This is a genomic window from Immundisolibacter sp., from assembly GCF_050250495.1.
In the GTDB taxonomy this organism is placed as follows: Bacteria; Pseudomonadota; Gammaproteobacteria; order Immundisolibacterales; family Immundisolibacteraceae; genus Immundisolibacter.
In genome coordinates, this window is record NZ_JBFWOM010000012.1 from 63,657 (window position 1) to 85,242 (window position 21,586).

General features: G+C 69.8%; 22 protein-coding genes. 8 read left to right on the forward strand and 14 right to left on the reverse strand.

Features of this window, described 5'->3' with window-relative positions; genetic code table 11:
- Window positions 1–13: 13 nt before the first annotated feature.
- The 7 genes from AB7F93_RS09610 to AB7F93_RS09640 all read right to left on the reverse strand — a co-directional run bounded on the left by AB7F93_RS09610 (window position 14) and on the right by AB7F93_RS09640 (window position 6,315).
- Window positions 14–1,450, reverse strand: a complete 1,437-nt coding sequence (locus tag AB7F93_RS09610; protein ID WP_428302684.1) for a sigma-54 interaction domain-containing protein — start codon at window positions 1,448–1,450, stop codon at window positions 14–16.
- A 150-nt stretch (window positions 1,451–1,600) separates the two neighbouring features.
- Window positions 1,601–2,152 carry a PilZ domain-containing protein gene (locus AB7F93_RS09615; RefSeq protein WP_428302685.1) on the reverse strand — a complete coding sequence of 184 codons (552 nt, stop codon included), beginning with the start codon at window positions 2,150–2,152 and terminating at the stop codon, window positions 1,601–1,603.
- 70 nt (window positions 2,153–2,222) lie between these two features.
- A complete protein-coding gene (fliT, locus tag AB7F93_RS09620; protein WP_428302686.1) occupies window positions 2,223–2,534 on the reverse strand; it encodes a flagellar protein FliT in 312 nt (103 codons plus the stop codon).
- Window positions 2,534–2,935, reverse strand: a complete 402-nt coding sequence (gene fliS / locus AB7F93_RS09625) for a flagellar export chaperone FliS (RefSeq protein WP_428302687.1) — start codon at window positions 2,933–2,935, stop codon at window positions 2,534–2,536. Before fliS ends, fliT begins: the two co-directional genes overlap by 1 nt.
- A 31-nt stretch (window positions 2,936–2,966) precedes the next feature.
- Window positions 2,967–4,382 (reverse strand): flagellar filament capping protein FliD, encoded by a 1,416-nt coding sequence (gene fliD, locus AB7F93_RS09630; protein WP_428302688.1) that lies wholly within the window; start codon window positions 4,380–4,382, stop codon window positions 2,967–2,969.
- 9 nt (window positions 4,383–4,391) lie between these two features.
- Window positions 4,392–4,733, reverse strand: coding sequence for a flagellar protein FlaG (locus tag AB7F93_RS09635; RefSeq protein WP_428302689.1), 342 nt, complete (start codon window positions 4,731–4,733; stop codon window positions 4,392–4,394).
- 130 nt (window positions 4,734–4,863) lie between these two features.
- The gene (locus tag AB7F93_RS09640; RefSeq protein ID WP_428302690.1) at window positions 4,864–6,315 is read right to left on the reverse strand and encodes a flagellin; all 1,452 of its coding nucleotides are present in this window, start codon (window positions 6,313–6,315) and stop codon (window positions 4,864–4,866) included.
- A gap of 243 nt (window positions 6,316–6,558) precedes the next feature.
- On the opposite strand from AB7F93_RS09640, the gene AB7F93_RS09645 reads away from it, so the two are divergent.
- Window positions 6,559–7,257 carry a DUF899 family protein gene (locus AB7F93_RS09645; protein WP_428302691.1) on the forward strand — a complete coding sequence of 233 codons (699 nt, stop codon included), beginning with the start codon at window positions 6,559–6,561 and terminating at the stop codon, window positions 7,255–7,257.
- Between the two features lie 63 nt (window positions 7,258–7,320).
- On the forward strand, window positions 7,321–7,572 hold the full coding sequence (locus AB7F93_RS09650; RefSeq protein ID WP_428302692.1) for a hypothetical protein: 252 nt from the start codon (window positions 7,321–7,323) through the stop codon (window positions 7,570–7,572).
- A 155-nt stretch (window positions 7,573–7,727) separates the two neighbouring features.
- Here AB7F93_RS09650 and AB7F93_RS09655 read toward each other — a convergent pair whose 3' ends face one another.
- From AB7F93_RS09655 to AB7F93_RS09685, 7 genes are all read right to left on the reverse strand, one after another.
- Entirely contained in the window at window positions 7,728–8,705 is a 978-nt protein-coding gene (locus tag AB7F93_RS09655; protein ID WP_428302693.1) for an aldo/keto reductase, read from the reverse strand.
- A 27-nt stretch (window positions 8,706–8,732) separates the two neighbouring features.
- Window positions 8,733–10,169, reverse strand: coding sequence for a M14 family zinc carboxypeptidase (locus AB7F93_RS09660; protein ID WP_428302694.1), 1,437 nt, complete (start codon window positions 10,167–10,169; stop codon window positions 8,733–8,735).
- Between the two features lie 5 nt (window positions 10,170–10,174).
- Window positions 10,175–11,692 carry a M14 family zinc carboxypeptidase gene (locus AB7F93_RS09665; protein ID WP_428302695.1) on the reverse strand — a complete coding sequence of 506 codons (1,518 nt, stop codon included), beginning with the start codon at window positions 11,690–11,692 and terminating at the stop codon, window positions 10,175–10,177.
- A 20-nt stretch (window positions 11,693–11,712) separates the two neighbouring features.
- Window positions 11,713–12,300 carry a DUF3501 family protein gene (locus tag AB7F93_RS09670; RefSeq protein ID WP_428302696.1) on the reverse strand — a complete coding sequence of 196 codons (588 nt, stop codon included), beginning with the start codon at window positions 12,298–12,300 and terminating at the stop codon, window positions 11,713–11,715.
- Between the two features lie 3 nt (window positions 12,301–12,303).
- Window positions 12,304–13,662 carry a heterodisulfide reductase-related iron-sulfur binding cluster gene (locus AB7F93_RS09675; protein WP_428302697.1) on the reverse strand — a complete coding sequence of 453 codons (1,359 nt, stop codon included), beginning with the start codon at window positions 13,660–13,662 and terminating at the stop codon, window positions 12,304–12,306.
- Between the two features lie 153 nt (window positions 13,663–13,815).
- Window positions 13,816–14,238 carry a rubrerythrin family protein gene (locus tag AB7F93_RS09680; RefSeq protein ID WP_428302698.1) on the reverse strand — a complete coding sequence of 141 codons (423 nt, stop codon included), beginning with the start codon at window positions 14,236–14,238 and terminating at the stop codon, window positions 13,816–13,818.
- A 157-nt stretch (window positions 14,239–14,395) separates the two neighbouring features.
- Window positions 14,396–15,313 (reverse strand): LysR substrate-binding domain-containing protein, encoded by a 918-nt coding sequence (locus AB7F93_RS09685; RefSeq protein ID WP_428302699.1) that lies wholly within the window; start codon window positions 15,311–15,313, stop codon window positions 14,396–14,398.
- Between the two features lie 82 nt (window positions 15,314–15,395).
- Between AB7F93_RS09685 and AB7F93_RS09690 the strand changes: the two genes are divergently transcribed.
- The 6 genes from AB7F93_RS09690 to AB7F93_RS09715 all read left to right on the forward strand — a co-directional run.
- Window positions 15,396–16,187: an enoyl-CoA hydratase gene (locus AB7F93_RS09690; RefSeq protein WP_428302700.1), complete on the forward strand. Its 792-nt coding sequence runs from the start codon at window positions 15,396–15,398 to the stop codon at window positions 16,185–16,187.
- A 119-nt stretch (window positions 16,188–16,306) separates the two neighbouring features.
- Window positions 16,307–17,680: a porin gene (locus AB7F93_RS09695; RefSeq protein ID WP_428302701.1), complete on the forward strand. Its 1,374-nt coding sequence runs from the start codon at window positions 16,307–16,309 to the stop codon at window positions 17,678–17,680.
- A 43-nt stretch (window positions 17,681–17,723) separates the two neighbouring features.
- Window positions 17,724–18,569 (forward strand): glutathione-dependent disulfide-bond oxidoreductase, encoded by an 846-nt coding sequence (yghU, locus tag AB7F93_RS09700; RefSeq protein ID WP_428302702.1) that lies wholly within the window; start codon window positions 17,724–17,726, stop codon window positions 18,567–18,569.
- A gap of 162 nt (window positions 18,570–18,731) precedes the next feature.
- The gene (locus AB7F93_RS09705) at window positions 18,732–19,916 is read left to right on the forward strand and encodes an acyl-CoA dehydrogenase family protein (protein ID WP_428302703.1); all 1,185 of its coding nucleotides are present in this window, start codon (window positions 18,732–18,734) and stop codon (window positions 19,914–19,916) included.
- A gap of 14 nt (window positions 19,917–19,930) precedes the next feature.
- Complete coding sequence (locus AB7F93_RS09710) at window positions 19,931–21,061, forward strand: acyl-CoA dehydrogenase family protein (protein WP_428302704.1); 1,131 nt, start codon at window positions 19,931–19,933, stop codon at window positions 21,059–21,061.
- The coding region (locus AB7F93_RS09715; RefSeq protein WP_428302705.1) for a DMT family transporter at window positions 21,061–21,586 on the forward strand (526 nt) is incomplete at its 3' end. The genes AB7F93_RS09710 and AB7F93_RS09715, both read left to right, overlap by 1 nt.

Sequence of the window (21,586 nt, forward strand, 5' to 3'; positions counted from 1 at the left end):
AACCGGCCAGACGTCAAAGATCCGACGCTGTGCCCGCGCGCTGCAGGCCGTACTTGCGCATCTTCTCGACCAGCGTCGTTCGGCGCATGTTCAGCAGCTCCGCGGCGTGGGCGACCACGTCGTTCGCCTCGGTCAGCGCCTGACAGATGTAGCTGCGTTCAAGGCCTTCGAGGTAGTCCTTGAGATTGATGCCGGCCGCCGGCAGGCGGGCCGCGGCACCGTCGAGCGCGGTGCTGTCGGTCGGCGGCGGCAATGGCAGGTCCGTCTCGCCCGCGCTGTTGAGGCTGTCCTGCGCAGCGCGGCCCTGGCGCAGCCGCGCCGGCAGGTCGGCGGCCCCGACCGGCGCTTCGCCGTTCATGATGGCCATGCGCTCGATGACGTTGGCGAGCTCGCGCACGTTGCCGGGCCACGCGTAGTCCGCCAGCACCGCCAGCGCGTCGCGCCCGACGCGCACGTTGATGCCCTTCTCGCGCGCGATGCGCGTGGACAGCTCCTCCACCAGCGCCGGGATGTCCTCGCGCCGGGCGCGCAGCGGCGGCAGCTCGATCGGGAACACGTTCAGGCGGTAGTAAAGATCCTCGCGAAACGTGCCCTCGCGGATGCCGGTTTCCAGATCCCGGTGCGTGGCGGCGATGATGCGCACGTCGGCCTGCATGCTGCGGTTGCTGCCGACGCGTTCGAACACGCGCTCCTGCAACACACGCAGCAGCTTCACCTGCATCGGCAGGCTCATGTCGCCGATTTCGTCCAGGAACAGCGTGCCGCCCTCGGCCGCCTCGAAGCGCCCTTGGCGGGCGCTGATGGCGCCGGTGAAGGCGCCCTTCTCGTGCCCGAACAGCTCGCTTTCCAGCAGATCAGCCGGGATGGCGCCGCAGTTCACCGGCACGAAGGGCCGGTTGGCGCGCGCCGACTGGAAATGGATGTTGCGCGCCACCACTTCCTTGCCGGTGCCCGACTCGCCGAGGATCAGCACGTTGGAATCCGTGCGCGACACGCGCTCGATCAGGTACTGCACGCGCTCCATGGCGTGGCCGCGACCGACCAGCCGGTACACCAGGCCGGTGTTGGCCGCTCCGGTGGCGCGCTCGCGCACGAAGCGCGCCCGGTCGAGCGCCGCCGACAGCGCGTCGTACTGCAGCGGCAGCGGCACGCTCGCCACCAGCGCCCGGCCGAGCGCCGTCTGCCAGTCGGCATCGGCGCCCTGCGCGTCCGGCACCAGCAGCACCACCACCAGGCGCGGCCAGCGCGCGCGGCAGGTTTCGAGGATGGCCAGCGCCGGCTCGCGCGGGCCGTGCTGGAACAGCAGCAGCGCCAGCGGCGGCGTCTCGGAAGCAATGTCGTCGAGGCAATCGGCCGCGACCGGCTGGTAGCCCAGGAAATGCAGCAACTGCTCCGGGGCCGGCGAGAGCGCCTGGGGAGACGGAGCCAGCACCAGACAGTCGCGAACCATGCGTGGGAGTTCCGATCGACGGGCGCAGGGGGGCGCGAACGAACGGCCACTCCCTGCACGCGGACGTTGTAAACGCCTGCATGGTGGCGAGGCCGGCGGGGAGTGTCAAGAATGTGGCGCTGGCCGCGGGGTGCGATTCCGGGTGCGGCGTCAGGCCGGCCGCCGCGCCTGCGCCACGGCGCGCCGATGCTGGCGAAAGATATAGCGCTCCAGCGCGTCCGTGAGCTGCGGGTCGAGCCCCTGGAACTCGGCCAGTACCTGACCATCCGACAGCGCGCGCAGCAGCGCCGGCAGTTGCAGTGCCACCGGCAGTGTCGGGCGCACATACAGGCTCACCTGTCCCGGCCCGGGCGGCAGGTTGGCCTGCCACAGCACGCCGCGCAGGCCAAGACGCACCGGGCGCGGCGCGGGTACCGTCAATTCCCGCGTCAGCCACTGACCGACCAGGCCGAGCAGCAGGTCGAGCTTGTGGTCGAGCCGTTGCAGGTGGGCGGCGAGTAGCGGGTTCTCCTCGGGCAGCGGGGAGGGTTCGTCGAGGCCGCCGAGCAGGCCGAGCAGGGCGGTCGCGCGGCGGTTCAGGTCCGCAAGTTCCAGCCCATCGGTCAGCGCGGGTGTGGCCTGCCAGACCACCGCCAGCGGCTCGCTGTGGCTGAGGCTGCCGGCGAGCGGATCGTTTGGGTCGGCTGGGGTGTCGGGCGACATGGGTGTGCTCCCGCGCCGTGTGCGCGGCGCGCCGCTTCGGCCGTAGCGGCCGGCGCACAGGGTAGCGCCGTCAGCCGGCCATCGCCTGCGTGGCGTAGGCGTTGTGCATGCGCTGCCCGCCGCGCAGGTCGCGCAGGGCGACCGCCGTCTGCTGGCGGGCGGCGTGAGCGCGCTCGGCGAGCCGTCGATCGGCCGATAGGATTTCCCGCAGGGCATCGACGGCGCCTGTCTCAAGACGCGCGGCGCCGCCGGCGAGCGCGGTTTCGAGCGCCGCGTGGCGTGCCCCGGCGAGCGCCGCGACGGTGCCCCAGTCCTCGGCGTCGGCGGCCACCCACATGGCGGCCGTCAGCTCGATGGCCGCGTCGAGGCCGGGTGTGTGCATCAGCCGTTGGCCGCGGCGGGCTGCGCCGGGTCGATGGTCCGCCAGGCGTCGGCGAGCGTGCCGAGCAGGCGGCCGGCTTCGTCGAGGGGTTCGGTGCGGTTGCTGGCGTTGGCCTCACCGAGGCGGCGCAGGATGTAGTCGTACAGCGCTGCCAGGCGGTCCACCAGATCCGGCGCGGCGGCCCGGTTCAGGCTGCCCGCCAGCTCGCCGACGATGGCGATCACCGCCGAGATGAGCTCCCCCTTGGGCGCCAGCTCGCCGCGTTGCAGGTGACCCTTGGCGCGGGCGATGCGCTCCAGCGCGCCGTCGAACAGCAGCGCGGTCAGTTGATGCGGCGTCGCTTCGGTGACGCTGGACTGCACCCGCACGGCGGCGTAGTGCTTCAGGGCGGCGTGGGACATCCAACCAATCTCCGTAGGGGCCTGGGCCTGCCTACTTATCGGACGAGTTGGCGCCGGGTAAAGCGGCTAATTGCTGGGTGAGGAAATTTCCCGTCGACGAGATCTGCGCCAGCAGGCCATCGAGCGCGTTGAACTGCTTGCGGTAGCGGTCTTCGAGCAATTCGAGGCGTTGCTCCAGCGCCGTACGCTGCCCATCGATGTCGCGCAGACGCCGGTCGATCCCATCCGTGCGCGCCTTGATCATGCCCCCGGCGGTGCTGAGGTAGTCGTCCACCACGTCCGTGAGGCGGCCGACCAGCGCATCGTCGCCTTGCAGCAGGCCAGCCAGGGCGCCGCGGTCGCCGCTGAGCGCGGCATCGAACTTGGCGCCGTCGAGCGTGAGCTTGCCGGTCGAGTCGAGGCTAAGACCAATGTCGGCGCCGGACTTGAGCGCTCCGCTCGCGCCCGGTAGCGGGTTTGAGAGCACCCGTCGCAACTGGCTTTCGATGTTGCGCAGCGCGGGTTCGCCGATCAGCACGCCACCCCTGCGCGTGGCGGTGTTGTAGCCGCCCTGCTCCTGCACCACCTTGTGCAGGCCGTTGTAGGCGTCCACGAGCGCCTGCATCCTGCCGCGCACCGAGCCGGTGTCGGCGCTGACGGCGAGCGTGACCGGCGCGGTGGTGGTGGCCTTGAGGTTCAGCGTCACGCCGCCGAGCGCGCCGGTAACCGTGTTGGTGGCGCTGGCGTAGGTGAAGCCGTCCACCTTCACCACGGCGTCGGCTGGCGGCTCTTTCTCGGTCAGGCCGTTGGCGAGGCCGCCGGTTTCGTACTGAATGGCGGCCAGACCACCATCACCTCCGGTTTGCGTTAGGCCGATGGTGTTGGCAGCACCGGTCTTGCTGGAGGTGAGCACAAGATAAGTGCCGGCCGGCTCGACGCCGCCGGTGCTGGTGACCAGCGTGGCGGTCACGCCGAGCGGCTTGCCGTCGGCATCGCGCGCGGCATTGATGGCGTCGCGGATGCCGGACAGGGTCTTGTTGCTGTCGTCGATGGTGATGGCGGCGCTCTTGCCGCCGAGCGCCAGCGTCAGCGTGCCGGTGCCGACCGCGGCGTCCGGTCCCGAGAACGCGCCCGAGGCGAGCTTCTGCGCCTTGGCCAGCGCGGTCACTTCCACAGCGTAGCTGCCGGGCGCGGCGCTGGCCTCGGCGCTCGCGGTGTAGCGGGTGTCGTCGGCCGAGGTGGCCCGGTAGGCCGTCAGCAGGGTTGGCGAGTTCAGGCCGTCGAGCGCCGATTTCACCTTGTCGAGCGCGCCGCGCAACTGCCCGAAGCCGGATAACTGCGCCTGCAGCGTCGCTTCCTTGCCGGCGAGTCGCGTCAGCGTCGGCGTGCGCTCGGCGTCGATCAGCTTGCTCACCAGCCCGGCCACGTCGAGGCCAGAGCCGATGCCTGCGGAACTCAAGCCTGCCATGGCGGTCCGCTACGCCTGCTCGCGCAGCATTTGGCCGCGCGTCGAGTCACGCGCCGTGTGCATTTCCAGCACGGGCTGGCTCGGAATCTGGCGGATCAGGGTGCCGGTTTCGGCATCCACCACGCGCACCACGGTCAGGCCGGTGGTCTCGTCCACCCGGAAGCGCAGCTCGCGGTGCAGCGACTGCACCCGATCGTCGATGTGCGTGACGGCGGGCGCGCGCACGTTTCCGCCCCCGGTGTCGCGGGCCTGGTCCGCAAGCTCCTCGGTGGGCTTCTGCAGTGCGCTGGTCGGGGCGTGAAGCGACGTCACGGTCTGGCGCGCGGGGGCGGAGTCGAATCGAATTTCCATGAGCTCATCCTCGGTTCTAGCGAGTGGCCGACGGGGTCGGCAGCCCGTTTCGCGGGCACGCCAGACGGCGGGTCGAAGGCTTGCTTCGACCCGCCGCTGGTTGTCTGCAATGCGCGTGTCGCGCCCACCGTTACCGCAGCAGCGAGAGCACGTTCTGCGACTGCTGGTTGGCCTGCGCCAGCATGGCGGTGCCGGCCTGCTGCAGGATCTGAGCCCGCGACAGGTTGGCGGTCTCGGACGCGAAGTCGGCATCCTGGATGCGCGACCGCGCTGCCGCGACGTTCTCCGCCGTGGCCTGGCCGCTGGCCACCACCGAGCTGAAGCGGTTCTGCACCGCACCCAGCGAGGCGCGCAGGTCATCCACGAAGGCCAGCGCCCCGTCGACCACCGCCAGCGCGCTGCTGGCGCCGGTCTGGGTGCCGATGTTGATGGCACCGACCGACGCCAGGGTGCTGCCGACCGTGCCGGCCGTCAGCAGCTCTGTGCCGGAGCTGGTGCTCACGCTGAACGCGGTGGAGGAGTTGAACTCCACCTTGCCGCCAACCGCGATGCTGTCATTACCGCCCTGGGTCAGGGTGACGCCTTCGGCGACCACGGTCGAACCCGCCGTCGAATGGTTGAAGTTGCCGATGCGGATGTCGTAGCCGTCGGCGCTCTTGATGGTGAACGAGGCCTTGTTGCTGGCCAGTTCCGCCGTCAGGCCAGTGGCCGCCGTCTTGGCGTTGATGGCGTCCGTCAGCGCGCTCAGATCCGCGGTGCTGCCGACCGTGGCCGAGATCGCCACCGCCGAGCCGTTGGACCCGTACAGGTCGAAGGACACCGTGCCGGCCGCGCTCAGCGTGGCGAAGGACACCGAGTTGGTGGCCGTCGAGGTCACGCCGGTGGTCACGCTCTGCGCGTTCACGAGGTCGGAGATGGCCTTGGCGGTCTCGCCACCAGCCAGTGCGATCGCCGAGCTGCCGGTGGCACCCGACACGGTCAGCGTCTGCGCGCCGAGGCCGTTGTTCGCGGGCGGAGCGGCGGCGGCGGCCAGCGCATCGCCGATGTGGCTCTGGCTGGACGCCTGGTTGGAACCAATGTCCGTGGCCTTGGCGCTACCGATGCCGAAGCTGATCGTCTGACCCGCGTAGGCGCCGATCTGGAACACGCCATTGGCAAACGAGCCGTCAAGCACGTTCTTGCCGTTGAACTGGGTCTGCGTCGCGATGCGGCTGATTTCCGCGGACAGCTGCGACACTTCCTTCTGCAGCGAGGCCCGGTCGGCGGCGCTGTTGGTGTCGTTGGCGGACTGCACGGCCAGCTCACGCATGCGCTGCAGGGCGTTGGTCACCTCGCCCAGCGCACCTTCCGCCACCTGGGCAATCGAGATGCCGTCGTTGGCGTTGCGCACGGCCTGGTTAAGGCCACGAATCTGCGCGGTCATGCGGTCGGCGATCGACAGGCCGGCAGCGTCGTCCTTCGCGCTGTTGATGCGAAGGCCCGACGACAGGCGCTGCAGGGAGGTCGCCAGGTCATTCTGGCTGCGATTCAGGTTGCGCTGAGTGTTCAGCGAGTTGATGTTGCTGTTAACGATCTGCGGCATTGGAATGCTCCAGTAATGTGAGTTGCGTTACCTGGGCCGGCGGCCGGGATTGGCCGTTGGTCCTCTCCAGGAACCCGGAGACTGGCTCCGCTTCCGCGCTGTGTATCGGCGATCGCTTTACGGAGCTTGAGAGCCGGCTTGCAAAAAAGTTGTGCAGCGGCTAAACGACGGTACGGCCGGCGTTCTGATGCCGCCGCGAAGGGTCTAGTCAGGCCGAGACGGCACCTGCCAGGAGGTAGAGACATGGGAACCTTGCACGATCGCCACTTTCCGAACGAATCGGCGACCTATCGCTCGGCACGTGACGCGCTGTTGAAGGCAGAGGCCGCGCTGCGCGAGCAGACCGAGGCGGTGGCGGCGCTGCGCCGCGCGCTGCCGCCTGGGGGAGCGCTGCCGGACGACTACTGCTTCACGCAGGCGGTCGACGAGCGGTCGGTTCGTTTTTCTGAACTGTTCCGGGCGGGCCAGGACACGCTGGTCGTCTACAGCTACATGTACGGCCCCACGGCCAATGCGCCTTGCCCGTTGTGCTCCTCCATGCTGGATAGCCTGGACGGCGCGGCGCCGCACATTGGCCAGCATCTCAGCCTCGCGGTGGTGGCCAAGGCGCCGGCGCCCCGCCTCGCCGCCGTGGCGCGCCAGCGCGGCTGGCGGCACCTGCGTCTGCTGTCGAGTGCAGGTACCACCTACAACGCGGACTATCTGGCCGAGGACGCCGCCGGCAACCCGTGGCCGATGCTGAACGTGTTTCGCAAGACCGCCGCCGGCATCCACCACACCTGGGGCAGCGAGCTGTTCTACGCCGCCCGCGCACCCGGACAGCACACGCGCCACGTGGACAGCCTCTGGCCGCTGTGGAACGCGCTCGATCTGACCCCCGCCGGCCGCCACCCGACCTGGCTGCCGGCGCTGGCCTACGACCCGCCGCCGCATGTTCCGTAGTGAGACGCTGTCCGTCATAGTCGGAGGGGGCAGCGGGTGCCCGCAACACCGTCAGGAGGAATCATGGCCAGGTCCAGAACCACGTTTGCACTCGCCGTTGCGGCAGCCGCCGCCGGGCTCGCCGCGATCGCGGCGGTGACGGTCTTTACCCCCGCCAATGCGGACGCCGGGCTCGCGCCGTGCGCGTGTTCGGCGCCGGTGGAGCTGCTGACCGGCAACCTGCCGACCTCGCCGCGCGCGTCCATCACGCACTGCGAGTGCGGCGCGCAGAGCTGCGCGGTGCTGAACAACCAGGCGCTGGAGTGCGCGAAGTAGCGGCCGTCGGTTGACGACGGCCGGTTGGTGCAAGCCAGGGATGGCTTGCGCGCCGATCAAGCACATCACGTGCTGGATCGGCGGAGGCCGTCGCGGACCTGTGCCGCGACGAGCCGAGTTGGAAAAGGGCGGGACTGCCCTTTTTCAACAGCCAGTTAGCGAAACGACGCGAGATCCGGCTCCGCCTGCCAGTGCGGGGTGACCGGGCCCAGCAGCTCGGCGAGCGCGGTCTGGTCCGCGTCGCTGAGGCGCCATTGCCCGGCGGCGACGTTGGCTTCGAGCTGGGCCGGGCTCATCACGCCGGCGATGACGCTGCTGACGGCCGGTTGCGACAGCAGCCAGGCAAATGCGAGGTCGAGCAGGCCGTGGCCGCGCGCGGCGGCGAACTCGCTCAGTTGCCCCAGCAGGCGCTCGTTGTCCGGCGTGCGAAGCCGCGTGACGGTAGGACTGCCGGCGGCGCCGCGCGTGCCGGCCGGGGCCGGCTGGCCGGGTTGGTACTTGCCGCTCAGCAGGCCCGCGGCGAGCGGAAAGTAGGGCAGAAAGCCGATGCCGTTTTCGGCGCAGAACGGCAGCAGTTCCAGCGTCGCGCCGCGCACCAGCAGGCTGCACTGGTGCTGCGCGGTGGCGAACGCCGGCAGGCCAAGCCGCGCGGACTCGCCGAGCGACTGCGCGTGGCGCCACGCGGCGTAGTTGCACTGGCCGATGTGGCGCACCTTGCCTTCGCGCACCAGCGGGGCGAAGGCCTCCAGGATGTCCTGCGCGCTCGCCTGCGGCTGCGGGAAGTGCAGTTGCAGCAGGTCGAGGTAGTCGGTGCGAAGACGCCTGAGGCTGGTCTCGCAGTGGCTGCGGATGCGCCGGGCGACGGTTTCGCCGTCGGCGAGGTTCAGCAGGTGGCATTTGCTCGCCAGGATGACCTTGTCCCGCCGGCCGGCCAGCGCCTCGCCGAGGAATTCCTCGCTCTTGCCGTCGTTGTAGATGAAGGCGGTGTCGATGAGGTTCACGCCCAGGTCGAGCGCCCGGTGCACGGTGGCGACGCTGGACGGCAGGTCCTGCCGCGGCGGGCCGAATACGTTGCCGCCCAGGCCGACGGCCGACACGGTGAGGCCGGTATTGCCAAGCGGGCGGTATTCCATGGGTGGTCTCCTCGCAATCGAACAGGGTCAGGCCGCGCGCGCAATGAAACTGGCCTCGCCCGGCACCAGCAGGCGCGCGTAGGCGGCGTAGCGGAACACGCTGCTGGCCGATCGCGGGTCGAGCAGCAGCGGGAGCAGACGGCGGTCCCGGCCGGATGGTGCCACGCGCAGCGCGCCAGCCGGGATGGCGTGGATGTGGTGCCGCTCCTCCCGCAGCACGCAGGCGGTGGCGGGTTCGTCGCCGCCGGCGTATACGCCGCTGATGACGGCCCGCTCGATGGGCTCGGCGAGCGTCTCGAAGGCTAGGCCGTGGCGCGTCAGCAGCGCCGCGAAGCGCTCCGTGTGGTCGGTGATGTAGTAGCCGGCAGTAGGGCGCAGCAGGTCGTGCGCCGCGACCGCACGGTGATCGGCAAAGGTCGCCTCGATGCGCATGCCGTTCGCCCGCTCGCGCAGCGGCAGCGTGAGCGTGGCGTCCGCAGGGTCGCGCCAGTAGCGGGCGTTCAGTGGAAACTCGCGGTCGTCCGGTTCCTGCGCGGCCAGTGCCTGTGCGGCGGCGATGGCCGACGCGTGGTCGCGCACGCAGTCCAGGAACACCTCCATGCACAGGCGCTGCTTTTCCACCCGCGAGCCGATGTCCCGAAACGTGGCGTACTGGCCGGCCTTCGGCTCCATGGGGGTTTCGAGCAGCACGGCAAGCGCGCCGCGCAGGCCGGCCTTGTTGCGAAAGGTGCGCGCCGTGAGGTCGCCGTGCGTGACCGGCTGCGCGAGCGACTTGATCTCGCCGATGTAGCGCTGCGCCGGCAGGCCCCGCGCCTGGGTGTCGGCGATGAGCTGCGGCAGCAGCGTGGCGGAGGCGAACTGGCGCAGTGGTTCCGGGATCGCCGGCAGGCTGGCGACGTCGAACTGCGCCTCGAACGCCGTGAGGTAGCCCGCCGCGCCGAGCGTCTTGCGCTTGAGCACCGCCTGCTCGTGCGCGTCCAGCACCACGGCCGGCGCCCAGCGGCGCACGGCGGCGTCGAGCGCCTGGCTTTCCGGCTGCTCCAGCAGCACGAAGTCGCGGTTGATATTCGCCGCGTTGCCGTTGCGCCAGGAATCGCTGTCGCGCCCGTCCGGGTTGGCGTTCGGCACGATCACCAGCTCGAACGTGTCGAGCCAGTCGCGCCGGTCGCCGAGCAGCGCATCGCGGGCGAGGCCAAGCAGCGCCTCGCAGCCGGCGGCTTCCGACGCGCCGTGGATGGAGCCGACCAGCATTACGCGCAGCTTGCCGGGCGCCACGCGGCCCGCGTCCGCAAAGCCGCACAGCAGCGCCGGCAGGTCGCGCCCGCCGGCCGAGCGGCCAAGGCTGACGGCCGTGGCGAGTTCGCCGGCCGCCGCCGCCAGCGCGCGCAGGTACCCGCCAACCTGCGCCGAGTCCGAATAACGCGCAGACGCCTGCATTTCGAGCGGGGTGGGCAGGTGGACCACGGCCGTCAGCGCAGATCCTGGTACACGAAGAATTCCTCGCCCGGTGCGATCCACGCGGCGTACTCCGGATAGCGAAACACGCTGCTGATGGAGCGCGGGTCGAACAGCAGCAGCGCCAGACGGCCGGCAGGCTGGGCGAGGTCGACGCGCAGGCTGCCGGCGGGCAGGGTTGTCGGCGTCGAGGCTTCCCGCACTGCCGTACACCGGCCGAGCGCGCTGGGGCGCGCGGCAAGGCGCATCGCCCGCACCGTGTGGCGGAGCTGCTGGTCGAGCACCGTGTAGGCGACGCCGTGGTGATCCAGCAGCTCCCGCAGCGCGTCGGTATGGCGGGTCACGATCAGCGCGCCCGGCACGTGCACCCGGTCCGCGGTGACCCGCTGGCGGTGATCGGCAAACGCCAGCGGCTCCAGCGCGCGGGTGTCGAGCCGGCGCAGCCGAATGGACACGGTGGCCTGTGCGGGCGTTGGGCCGTAGCCGGCAAACAGTGTCAGCGTGCGCGGTGGTGGCGCCGCGCGGGCGGCCAACACCTGCTCGCGGATGGCCTCCCGGCGCGCGTGCACTTCGGTCAGAAAGCTGCGGATGCACAGCCGCTGCCGGTCCACGCGCACGGCGATGTTGCGGTAGGTCGGGAAGACGTCCGTGCGCGGGTCGAGCTTGGTCTCCACCAGCACCGACAGCGCGCCGCCGAGCGCCGCCGTGTTGCGGAAATTGCGCAGCGTGAGCCCCCCGTGCGTCACGGCCTGGCGGGTGCTGGTGATCTCGCCGATGTAGTGGTTGGCCGGCAGGCCGCCGGCCGACACGCGCGCGATCAGCGCCGGCAGCACGGTGTGCTCGGCGTACGCCTGCATCGCGTCCGGCAGCGCCGGGTTGTTGGCGATCTCGAACTGGGCGTCGAAGTCCGTGAGGTAGCCCTCGCGCGCCAGCGTCTCGCGCTTCAGCACGGCCGACTCGTGCGTGTCGAGCGCGGCGTCCGGCGCGTAGCGGGCGAGCGCCTGCACCAGCGCGCGGCTCTCCGGCTGCGACAGCCGCACGAAGTCGGTATTGATGTTGACGCGGTTGGCGTTCGAGCGCCGGTGCAGGTCGCGCCCGTCCGGGTTGGCGTTCGGGATCATCACCACGTCGAGGTCGTCGAGCAGCGGGCGCAGGTCGCCGTCGATCAGATCGCGCGCGATGCCGAGCAGCGCCTCGCCGCCGGCGGGTTCCGCGCCGCCGTGCTGCGAGCCGACCAGCAGGACCTTCAGACGCGGCCCGGCTGGCTCGCCGGGTGGTGCGGCGAGGACCAGCGCTTCGAGCGGCCGGCCCTCCACGCTGCGCCCGAACACGTCCTTGCGGGCAAGGCCCGGCGCGCGCCTGGCGAGCGCGTCGAGATAGCGGGAGATTTCGCCTGACGTGCTGTAGCGGCGAAAGTCGGCGGCTTCGAGCGGTGTCTGCCGGGCGGGTGCGCAGGCTGCGCTGCCGACAGCCACCAGCACCAGCGCGGCGAGCGTACCCGGGCGAAGAAGCCTGCGGCGGCGTCCGCTCACGGCCGGCGCAGTGCGTTCGGTCAGCCGTCGAGATCCGCTACCAGCGCCGCCTGCGTTGCGGCCGGCAGCGGATCGATGTCGACCGTCATGTTCGGGTGGTCTATACCCGCCGCGAGCGTGGCGCCGGCCTTCAGCGCCGCAATCATGGCCGGCGTGAACTCGAAGCGCAGGAAGTGCACCGACGAGGTCTTGTCGTCGTTCTCGCGGTCCATGTCCTCGTCGGCGATGGCGTACACCGCCGCGTGGCCGGCCACGCGCAGCCACACGCGGTCCTCGACGCCGATGAGTTTGGTCAGTTCCCGGCGCCGCTCGGCCTCGTCCGCGTACTCGATCATGAACGTGGCCTTGAGGTTGCTGCCATCCGGGATCAGCGGGTTGTAGGCCTCCAGCTCTTCCTCGATGCCGCGCGCCTCGAAGATGCGCTCGATGCGCAGCATTTCCTGGATCTGGTATTGCACCGTGAGCCGGTCCTCGAAGGCCGCCGTGGCGTGCGGGCCGAGTTGCAGCAGGCGGTTTTTCTTGTGCTCCAGCACGCGGGCGCGAAACGCCGCACGCTGCTCGGCGTACTGCTCCAGCGACATCAGGTCGTTGCGGGTGAGTTTCTGCATGGCTCAGATTCCGTAGGCGAGACGCAGCAGTTGCAGCGGGTGCGATGACGGTTTTCCGTTACCGACGCCGTGCTCGATGTGTTTGCAGGCGATCGGGCAGTCGCTGGCGTAGTGGGCGGGGTCGGCTTCACGGACCCGGTTGAACACCGGCGTGCCGATCTTCACGGCAAACGGATAGGTTTCCGCCTTCACGCCGTACGTGCCGTCGTGGCCAGCGCAGCGCTCGATGGCGACGACTTCGGTGTCCGGCACCAGCTGGAACACCTCGCGCGTCTTGAGGCCAATGTTCTGCACGCGAAGGTGACACGGCGGGTGATAGGCCACCTTGCCGAGCGACTGCTTGAAGTCGGTCTTGAGCAGCCCGTCCTTTTGGCGGGCGATGAGGTACTCGAACGGGTCGTAGATGCGCGCGGCGACCTTCTGCACGTCGGCGTCGTCCGGGAACATCAGCCGCAGTTCCTGCTTGAACATCAGCACGCAGGACGGCACCGGCGCCACGATGTCGAAGCCCTGGTCCACGTAGGCGGCCAGCGCCGGCAGGTTGTGCTGCTTGAGCTTCTCGACCGATTCGAGGTCGCCGAGTTCGAGCTTCGGCATGCCGCAGCAGCGGCTGTCGTCGGCCAGCGTCACCGGCAGGCCGTTGTGGCGGTAGATGGCGGCCAGATCCTCGCCGAGCTCCGGCATCTGGTTGTGCCCGTAGCAGGTGCCGAACAGCAGCACCTTGCCGGTGGTGGTGGCGCCGGGCGTGGGCGTGAGCGCGGCGTTGGCGCTGTCCTGGTCCTTGAAGCGGCGCGCGAGCGGCTTGCTGGTAAACGGCGGCAGCACGGCGTCGGCGTGGATGCCCATCACCTTTTCCATGGCCTTACGGGCGGGCTTCAGACGATTGACGGCGTTGACCGTCTCTGTCACCACCGGGATGCCGGCCAGCTTGCCGGTCAGATCGGTCGAGGTCAGGAAGCGGTCCCGGAACGACGCGCCCTTGGTCTTGAACTTCACCGCCTTGGCACGCAGCATCAGGTGCGGGAAGTCCACGTTCCACTCGTGCGGCGGCACGTAGGGGCACTTGGTCATGTAGCACAGGTCGCACAGGTAGCACTGGTCGACCACCTTCCAGTAGTCCTCCTTGGCGACGCCGTCCACTTCCATGGTCGAGGATTCGTCGACCAGGTCGAACAGGGTCGGGAAGGACTGGCACAGGCTCACGCAGCGCCGGCAGCCGTGGCAGATGTCGTAGACGCGCTCCAGCTCCTCGAACAGCGCCGTCTCGTCGTAATACTCGGCGGTCTTCCACTCGATGGCGTGCCGGGTCGGGGCTTCGAGGCTGCCCTCGCGGCGCGGCGAACGGGACTCGGTATCGGCCATGGGTGATGCTCCTGTCGTGCAGGCTGGGGTCGGATTGGGCGAAATCTGCATTCAGCGGCATCGTGCCGCGGCCTTGTCGCAAGGCAACGCGGCATTGCGCCGCGCACATATCGGGAGGCGGGGACCGTCGCCGGCCCCCGCACCCGCCCGGGCTCAGGAGCCCAGGGTGTCCAGAGCCTTCTGGAAGCGGTTGGCGTGCGAACGCTCCGCCTTGGCCAGGGTCTCGAACCAGTCGGCGACCTCGGAGAAGCCTTCCTCGCGCGCCGTCTTGGCCATGCCCGGGTACATGTCGCTGTACTCGTGGGTCTCGCCGGCGATGGCCGCCTTCAGGTTGTCGGCGGTGCCACCGATCGGCAGGCCCGTGGCCGGGTCGCCGACGGCTTCCAGGTACTCCAGGTGGCCGTGGGCGTGGCCGGTTTCGCCTTCCGCGGTGGAGCGGAACACGGTGGACACGTCGTTGTAGCCCTCGACGTCCGCCTTGTTGGCGAAGTACAGGTAACGACGGTTGGCCTGCGATTCGCCCGCGAACGCGGCCTTGAGGTTGCCCTCGGTCTTGCTGCCCTTCAACGTAGCCATGTGATGACCTCCTGCTGTGATGACACCGTTTCGGTCGCCACCGGCATGGTGGCTTCCTCACGGTGACGGATGGTAGCGGGGCAGGGTGGGGCTTGGAAGTTGAATTTTCCAATGCCTTCGATAGTGAATGTCTATCGAGCCCCGGCCCGCCTGGATTCTAGCCCAAAGCCGGTGACGCGCCGGTTGCGGCCGGCGCGCATTCGGCGATTGCGCCCGCCAGCAGTTCGATCGCCTGCGGCCGGTAAAAGTCGGCCCGCACGGCAAGCGCCACCTGCCGGTACGGCGCCGTGCCGCGAAACGGCCGCACCGCCAGCAGCGCCCGGTCGCGCGGCGATTCGCCTAGCGCGCCGACCGGCAGCACGCTGATGCCGGCGCCGCTTGCCACCATGTAGCGGATGGTTTCGAGCGAGCCGCCTTCGAGCCGCTGACCGGCCTTGTGGCCGAGCGCCGGGCACAGCGCCAGCACCTGATCGCGAAAGCAGTGCCTGGGGCCGAGCAGCAGCACGTTCTCGTCGCCGAGCTGCGCCGGCCCAATGCGCGCCTGCGCCGTCCACGGATGCCCCGGCGGCAGGGCGACCACGAATTCCTCCCGATACACCGGCCGCACGTCGATGTCCGGCGCCCGGTACGGCAGCGACAGCACCACGGCGTCGAGCTCGCCACGCTGCAGGCGCGCGCCGAGTTCGTCCGTGTAGTTCTCCTCGATGATGAGTGGCATACGCGGTGCGCTCTGGGCCAGACGGGGTATCAGCCGCGGCAGCAGGTACGGGCCGATCGAGAAGATCACGCCCAGGCGAAACGGCCCGGCCAGCGGATCGGTGGCGTTGGCGGCCAGCGCGCGGATGGTCTCGACGTCCGACAGCACGCGCCGCGCCTGCTCCACGATCTGCTCGCCGACCGGCGTCGGCTGCACGTGGCCCGGCAGGCGCTCGAACAGCGTCACACCGAGTTCGTCTTCGAGCTTCTTGATCGCCACCGACAGGCTCGGCTGGCTCACGAAACAATGCGCGGCGGCGCGGCCGAAGTGCCGCTCGCGCGCCACGGCGACCACGTAGCGCAGTTCGTTCAGGGTCATCGGGGCTCGGCTTTGGGGGCGGCAAGGGGGTTGCGGTATTGTGCCGGCCCCGTCTCATTTCCGGCCCCCCGCGAGGTCCGCCATGAACCATCCCGACCCTGCCATCACGCCCGTGCTGCTGGTCGAACGCGACGCCGGCGGCGTGGTGCGACTGACGCTGAACCGACCCGCGCAGCGCAATGCCCTGTCCGAAGAGCTGCTGCGGGCGCTGAAGGCCACGCTCGGCGAACTCGCCGCCGATGCCGGCGTGCGGGTGCTGGTGCTGGCCGGCGCCGGGCCGGCGTTCTGCGCCGGGCATGATCTGAAGGAACTGCGCGCACTGCCGGACGAAGCCGCCGCCGGCGCGCTGTTCGCGCTGTGCGGCGAGGTGATGCTGGCCCTGCGCCGCTTTCCGCACCCGGTGATCGCGCAGGTGCATGGCGTCGCCACCGCCGCCGGCTGTCAGCTGGTGGCGAGCTGCGATATGGCGGTGGCGTCCGACCACGCGCGCTTTGCGACGCCGGGCGTGAATATCGGACTTTTCTGCAGCACGCCGGCCGTGGCGCTGACGCGCAACGTGGCCTACAAGCACGCCATGGAGATGCTGTTCACCGGCGAGCTGATCGACGCCGGCACGGCGCAGCGCATCGGCCTCGTGAACCGCGTGCTGCCGACCGGTGACCTCGACAGGCACGTGCGCGAACTCGCCGCGCAGATCGCAAGCCGCCCGCCGGCGGTGCTGACGCTCGGCAAGGCCGCCGTGCAGGCGCAACTCGGGCTGAACGAGGCCGACGCCTACGCCCGCATGGGCGCCGTGATGGCGCAGAACCTTCTGATGGCCGAGGCCGTGGAGGGTATCGACGCCTTTCTCGAAAAGCGCCCGCCGAACTGGTGACGCGTGCCCGGGCACGCCCGGCACACACCCTCTGAAACCGGCAGGGAGGCCGGCTTCCTCACCCGCACGGAGCGCGTATGACGGCCGCGGCGATGCATCGCCGGGCCAAGGGAGCAACGATGAAAAGGGGTATCGCCCTGGCAGCACTGTTGGCGCTGTCGCCCATCACGCACGCGAGTGACGCCTACGTCGACGAAGTCCTGAAGGCGCTGGAGAAAAAAGGCCTGCTGTCGGCGCAGGAGGTGCAGGACATCAAGGTCAATGCGCGCGAGGCGGAGCGTCAGGCGCAAGCAGCGGCACCGCAAACGGCCGCGACGCCTGCGCGACCCACCCCGTCGCCGGCCCGGCAAGTGGCCGCCGTGCTGCCCAAGCCGCCCGAGGCCCTGCGTGCCTGGGGCCGTTTGCAGCCGCGCTACACCTACATCCCGGCCGGCGATGGTCTCGACGGCACCAACTCGTTCACGTTCCGCCGCGCGCGGGTGGGTCTCAAGGGCGCGCTGAACGAAGACTTCTACGCCTACACCCAGTACGAGGCCGCCAACGAGACGCCGGCGCTCGCCAACGCCGACAGCCTGCTCGATGCCTGGATACGCTACAGCGCGTTCGACGACACGATCGGCGACATCATCGTCGGCCAGCAGTTCCTGCCGGGCTACGGGCGGGCGCCGCAGTTGTCGGCCAGCGTGGAGCGCAAGTTCACCGAGTTCCTCGGCCCCGGCACCGCCGGGCGGGCGCGCGGCATCATCGTCGAGCGCGGCAAGCTCGGCGCGCCGGAAACCTTCACCGACGGCGCGTTCGGCGACCGCCTGCAGTACGGCTTCGGCGTGTTCAACGGGCCGGACGTCAACACCAACAACGACAACAACGAGCTGCTGTACGGCGTGGTGGCGGCGCTGACGCCGCTCGGCATGACGGTGGAGGACGAGTACGAGATTCGCGACCTGCCGTTCAAGTATTTGCTCGGCGCGGGTTACTCGTGGTCACGCGACAGCGGCAGCGCCGACGCGCGCGTGCAGAACACGCTGCTTGGTCGCCCGGTCACGCTCGACAACGCCTGGTTGCAACTGTTCGGCGAGTTCCACGTGCGGCGTTGGTTCGGCTGGGCGAGCTGGACGCAGTTCGCGTCCGAGGACGGCGACGGCCTGACCCTGTCGCGCGCCGACGGCGCGCTCGACGACCGTTTGCGCTCGCGCGCCTGGACGGCCGGCTTCACGCGCACCTTCCCGCTGGCGCGCGGCCGGCACGTCGCGCTCGGCCTGCAATATCAGCAGGTGGACAACCAGCACCCGTCGCGCACGCGCTTCATGCGCATCCTCACCGGCAGCTCCGCCGACGAGCTGGCGCGCGGCATGGACGAGGGGCAGGTGTTCCAGTTGATGGCCACCTACATCTTCAACCCCAACATCCGCCTGCTGAACGAGTACGCCTGGTTCGATGCCGAGCACGGCGTGGACTACGGCGGGCTGGTCAGCCAGTTGCAGGTCGATTTTTGATCAAATTCCCGAACCGACCACCCCGCAGCACCCGGAGACGCCCGTGACCGACCAGCCCTACACCCCGCCCCGCGTCTGGCAATGGGAGCAGACCGCCGGCGGGCGCTTTGCCAACATCAACCGCCCCGTCGCCGGCGCCACGCACGAGGCCGAGCTGCCGGGCGGCAAGCACCCGCACCAGATCTACTCGCTCGGCACCCCGAACGGCCAGAAAGTCACCATCCTGTTCGAGGAACTGCTCGCCGCCGGCCACGCCGACGCCGAGTACGACGCCTGGCTCATCAACATTCTGGAAGGTCAGCAGTTCGGCAGCGGCTTCGTGGCGGCGAACCCCAACTCCAAGATCCCGGCGCTGGTGGATCACAGCACCGCGCCGCCGACGCGGGTGTTCGAGTCCGGCGCCATCCTGGTGTACCTGGCGGAGAAGTTCGGCGCGTTCCTGCCGAAGGCCGGCGCTGGCCGGGCCGAGTGCCTGTCGTGGCTGTTCTGGCAAATGGGCGCCACGCCGTTCCTGGGCGGTGGTTTCGGGCATTTCTACGCCTACGCGCCGAGCAAGCTGGAATACCCCATCAACCGCTTCGCCATGGAGGTCAAACGCCAGCTCGACGTGCTGGACCGGAACCTCGCCGAGCGGCGCTACATGACCGGCGGCGAGTACACCATCGCCGACATGGCCATCTGGCCCTGGTACGGCGGGCTGGTCCTGAACGACCTGTACGAGGCCGCCGAGTTCCTGGCCGTGGACAGCTACGCGAACCTGGTCCGCTGGGCGCGCGATATCGCCGAGCGCCCGGCCGTGCAGCGCGGCCGGCGCGTGAATCGCATCATGGGTCCGGAGGCCGAGCAGATGCGCGAACGGCACGGGCCGGAGGATTTCGAGCGGCCCTGAACCGAGCGCCGGGCAGTCTGGGGTGCACGGAGCGGCTCGAAGTCGGCGTGTCGGGTAGGCCCCGGCAGTTTGCCCGCCGGCGCCCATACTGCCGCCCCCTTACAATCCGGCGCACACGTCAGCCCGCAGCGGCCGGCGGCCCGGACCCGCAGGAGGAGCGGCATGGATCTCGATTTCTCGCCCGAGGACGAGGCGTTTCGTGCGCAGGTGCGCGCGTTCCTGGATGAGCATTACCCGGCCGACATCCGCCGCAAGGTGGAGCTCGGGCTGGCACTGGCCAAGGACGATTACGTGCGCTTTCAGCGCCTGCTGTACTTGCAGGGCTGGATCGCGCCGTCGTGGCCGGTGGAGTTCGGCGGCTGCGGCTGGTCGGCGACGCGGCGCTACCTCTTCGAGGACGAACTGGCCGCCGCGGACACGCCGCGCATCATGCCGTTCGGCCTGAAGATGCTGGCGCCGGTGCTGATGGCGTTCGGTACGCCCGCTCAGCAGCAGCGCTTTCTGCCGCGCATCCTGGCCTCCGAGGACTGGTGGTGCCAGGGCTACTCGGAACCGGGCGCGGGGTCTGATCTGGCCGCGCTGCGCACGCGGGCGGAACCGGTCGACGGCGGCTATCGCGTCAGCGGTTCCAAGATGTGGACCACTTACGCGCACTACGCGGACTGGATGTTCGCGCTGGTGCGCACCGGCAGCGGCGGCAAGAAGCAGGAGGGCATCTCGTTCCTGCTGATCGACATGCGTACCAAGGGCGTGTCGGTGCGGCCGATCGTCACCATCGACGGCCTGCACGTGGTCAATCAAGTCTTTCTGGAGGACGTGTTCGTGCCGGCGGATTGCCTGGTCGGCGCCGAGGGCAAGGGCTGGACCATCGCCAAGTTCCTGCTCGGGCACGAGCGCAGCAACATCGCCGGTGTGGCGCGCAGCAAGCAGCAGTTGCGGCGCCTGAAACGCATCGCCACCGAGCGCGGCCTGCTGGCCGACCGGCGCTTCGCGGACCAGGTGGCGCGGCTCGAAATCGACCTGCTGGCGCTGGAATACACGGACCTTCGGGCGCTGTGGGAGGAGTCCGCCGGCCACGCGCCAGGGCCGCAGGCCTCGCTGCTCAAGGTGCGCGGCACGCAGATTCAGCAGGCGCTAACGGAACTCCTGATGCAGGCGGTGGGGCCCTACGCGCTGCCCTACGACGTGAAGGTTCTGAAGCTCGGCTGGCAGGATGCCCCGCCGGTCGGGCCGGACTACGCGGCGCCGCTCGCGGCGAGCTACTTCGACACCCGCAAGACCTCGATCTACGGCGGCTCGAACGAGATTCAGAAGAACATCCTCGCCAAGGCCGTGTTCGGCCTGTAACGGAAAACGCTCACATGGACTTTGCCCTGTCGGAATTCCAGCAGCTGTTGAAGGAACAGGCCGAGCGCTTCGTGGAGCGCGATTACGGCTTCGAGCAGCGGCGCACGATCATCGCCGCCGAGCCCGGTTTCAGTGCGGCGCATTGGCAGACGTTTGCGGAACTCGGCTGGCTCGGCCTGCCGTTTGCGGAAGAAAACGGCGGCTTCGGCGGCACGGCGGCTGATCTCGCCATCCTGTTCGAGGTGTTCGGTCGTGGCCTCGTGGTGGAGCCGTACCTGGCGACGGTGCTGGGCGGGCTCGCCGTGGAGCGCTCCGGCACGCCGGCGCAGAAGGACGCCCTCCTGCCGGGCGTGATCGCCGGCACGCACCGGCTGGCGCTCGCCAGCACCGAGACCGGCGGCCGCCCCGGCGCGCTGCACGTGGCGACCCAGGCCAAAAAGGTGACCGGCGGCTGGCAGCTTTCCGGCCACAAGGCGGTGGTGCTGCACGGCGCCAGCGCCGACACACTGCTGGTGAGCGCGCGCAGTCACGGTGCGCACGATGCGCCGGGCGGCATAGGCCTGTTTCTGGTGCCGGCCAAGACATACGGTGTGACGCGCCGAGGCTACGCCACGATCGACGGCCTGCGCGCCGCCGAGATCACGCTTGACCGCGTGGAGCTCGGTGACGATGCCTTGCTCGGCGAGCCGACGGCCGGCTACGCGCTGCTCGACGCGCTGCTCGACATCGCGGCGATTGCCGGCTGCGCCGAGTCACTCGGCTGCATGCAGGCGCTGATCGACCGCACGGCGGAGTACCTGCGCACGCGCGAGCAGTTCGGGCGCCCGATCGGCGAATTCCAGGTCCTGCAGCACGCGCTGGTGGACATGTACATGGCCGCCGAGCAGGCGCGCTCGATCACCCTGGCGGCGGCAATGAAGGCCGGCGCGCCGGTGCCCGAGCGACAACGACTGGTCGCCGCGGCGCGGCAGGTGTGCGCCGACGCCGGGCGCCTGGTCGGCCAGACGGCGGTACAGCTGCACGGCGGCATCGGCGTCACCGACGAGCTCGACGTGGCGCACTACTTCAAGCGCGTGACGATGCTGCCGGCGTGGTTTGCCGACAACGGTCAGCCGCTCGATCGATTCCAGGCCGCTGCCGCCTGATGGCGGGCTCGAATGCGACGCTGTCGCCGCGCGCGGCGGCGGGACTGTTCGCGCTGATGGTGCTGCTGTGGGGCGTGAACTGGCCGGTGATGAAGGTCGGCTTGGGTTACATCCCGCCGTTTCACTTCGCGCTGCTGCGCCTGACGCTGGGCGCGCTCACCATGTTCGCGGTGGCGGCGCTCGCCGGCGAACTTCGCCTGCCGGCGCGTCAGGACTGGCCGGTGGTGCTCAGCATGGGTCTGGTGCAGATGTGCGCCTTCATGGTGATCGGCTTCATCGGCCTGCTGTACGTGGGCTCCGGGCGGGCGGCGATCCTCGCCTACACCACGCCGCTGTGGGTGCTGCCGCTGTCGGTGTGGGTGCTGCGCGAGCCACTCAGCCGGCCCAAGCTGCTGGCCTTTGCGCTCGGCATTGCCGGCGTGGCGGTGCTGTTCAACCCGCTGGGGTTCGACTGGTCCGACCGGCGGGTGCTGTTCGGCAATGGGCTTTTGCTGTTCGGCGCCGCGCTGTGGGCGGTGCAGATCG

What these genes read in the sequence shown, in the direction of transcription:
- AB7F93_RS09610 (WP_428302684.1), bottom strand. Translation starts at nt 1,450, where the DNA reads ATGGTTCGCGACTGTCTGGTGCTGGCTCCGTCTCCCCAGGCGCTCTCG.
- AB7F93_RS09615 (WP_428302685.1), bottom strand. Translation starts at nt 2,152, where the DNA reads ATGTCGCCCGACACCCCAGCCGACCCAAACGATCCGCTCGCCGGCAGC.
- fliT (WP_428302686.1), bottom strand. Translation starts at nt 2,534, where the DNA reads ATGCACACACCCGGCCTCGACGCGGCCATCGAGCTGACGGCCGCCATG.
- fliS (WP_428302687.1), bottom strand. Translation starts at nt 2,935, where the DNA reads ATGTCCCACGCCGCCCTGAAGCACTACGCCGCCGTGCGGGTGCAGTCC.
- fliD (WP_428302688.1), bottom strand. Translation starts at nt 4,382, where the DNA reads ATGGCAGGCTTGAGTTCCGCAGGCATCGGCTCTGGCCTCGACGTGGCC.
- AB7F93_RS09635 (WP_428302689.1), bottom strand. Translation starts at nt 4,733, where the DNA reads ATGGAAATTCGATTCGACTCCGCCCCCGCGCGCCAGACCGTGACGTCG.
- AB7F93_RS09640 (WP_428302690.1), bottom strand. Translation starts at nt 6,315, where the DNA reads ATGCCGCAGATCGTTAACAGCAACATCAACTCGCTGAACACTCAGCGC.
- AB7F93_RS09645 (WP_428302691.1), top strand. Translation starts at nt 6,559, where the DNA reads ATGGGAACCTTGCACGATCGCCACTTTCCGAACGAATCGGCGACCTAT.
- AB7F93_RS09650 (WP_428302692.1), top strand. Translation starts at nt 7,321, where the DNA reads ATGGCCAGGTCCAGAACCACGTTTGCACTCGCCGTTGCGGCAGCCGCC.
- AB7F93_RS09655 (WP_428302693.1), bottom strand. Translation starts at nt 8,705, where the DNA reads ATGGAATACCGCCCGCTTGGCAATACCGGCCTCACCGTGTCGGCCGTC.
- AB7F93_RS09670 (WP_428302696.1), bottom strand. Translation starts at nt 12,300, where the DNA reads ATGCAGAAACTCACCCGCAACGACCTGATGTCGCTGGAGCAGTACGCC.
- AB7F93_RS09675 (WP_428302697.1), bottom strand. Translation starts at nt 13,662, where the DNA reads ATGGCCGATACCGAGTCCCGTTCGCCGCGCCGCGAGGGCAGCCTCGAA.
- AB7F93_RS09680 (WP_428302698.1), bottom strand. Translation starts at nt 14,238, where the DNA reads ATGGCTACGTTGAAGGGCAGCAAGACCGAGGGCAACCTCAAGGCCGCG.
- AB7F93_RS09685 (WP_428302699.1), bottom strand. Translation starts at nt 15,313, where the DNA reads ATGACCCTGAACGAACTGCGCTACGTGGTCGCCGTGGCGCGCGAGCGG.
- AB7F93_RS09690 (WP_428302700.1), top strand. Translation starts at nt 15,396, where the DNA reads ATGAACCATCCCGACCCTGCCATCACGCCCGTGCTGCTGGTCGAACGC.
- AB7F93_RS09695 (WP_428302701.1), top strand. Translation starts at nt 16,307, where the DNA reads ATGAAAAGGGGTATCGCCCTGGCAGCACTGTTGGCGCTGTCGCCCATC.
- AB7F93_RS09705 (WP_428302703.1), top strand. Translation starts at nt 18,732, where the DNA reads ATGGATCTCGATTTCTCGCCCGAGGACGAGGCGTTTCGTGCGCAGGTG.
- AB7F93_RS09710 (WP_428302704.1), top strand. Translation starts at nt 19,931, where the DNA reads ATGGACTTTGCCCTGTCGGAATTCCAGCAGCTGTTGAAGGAACAGGCC.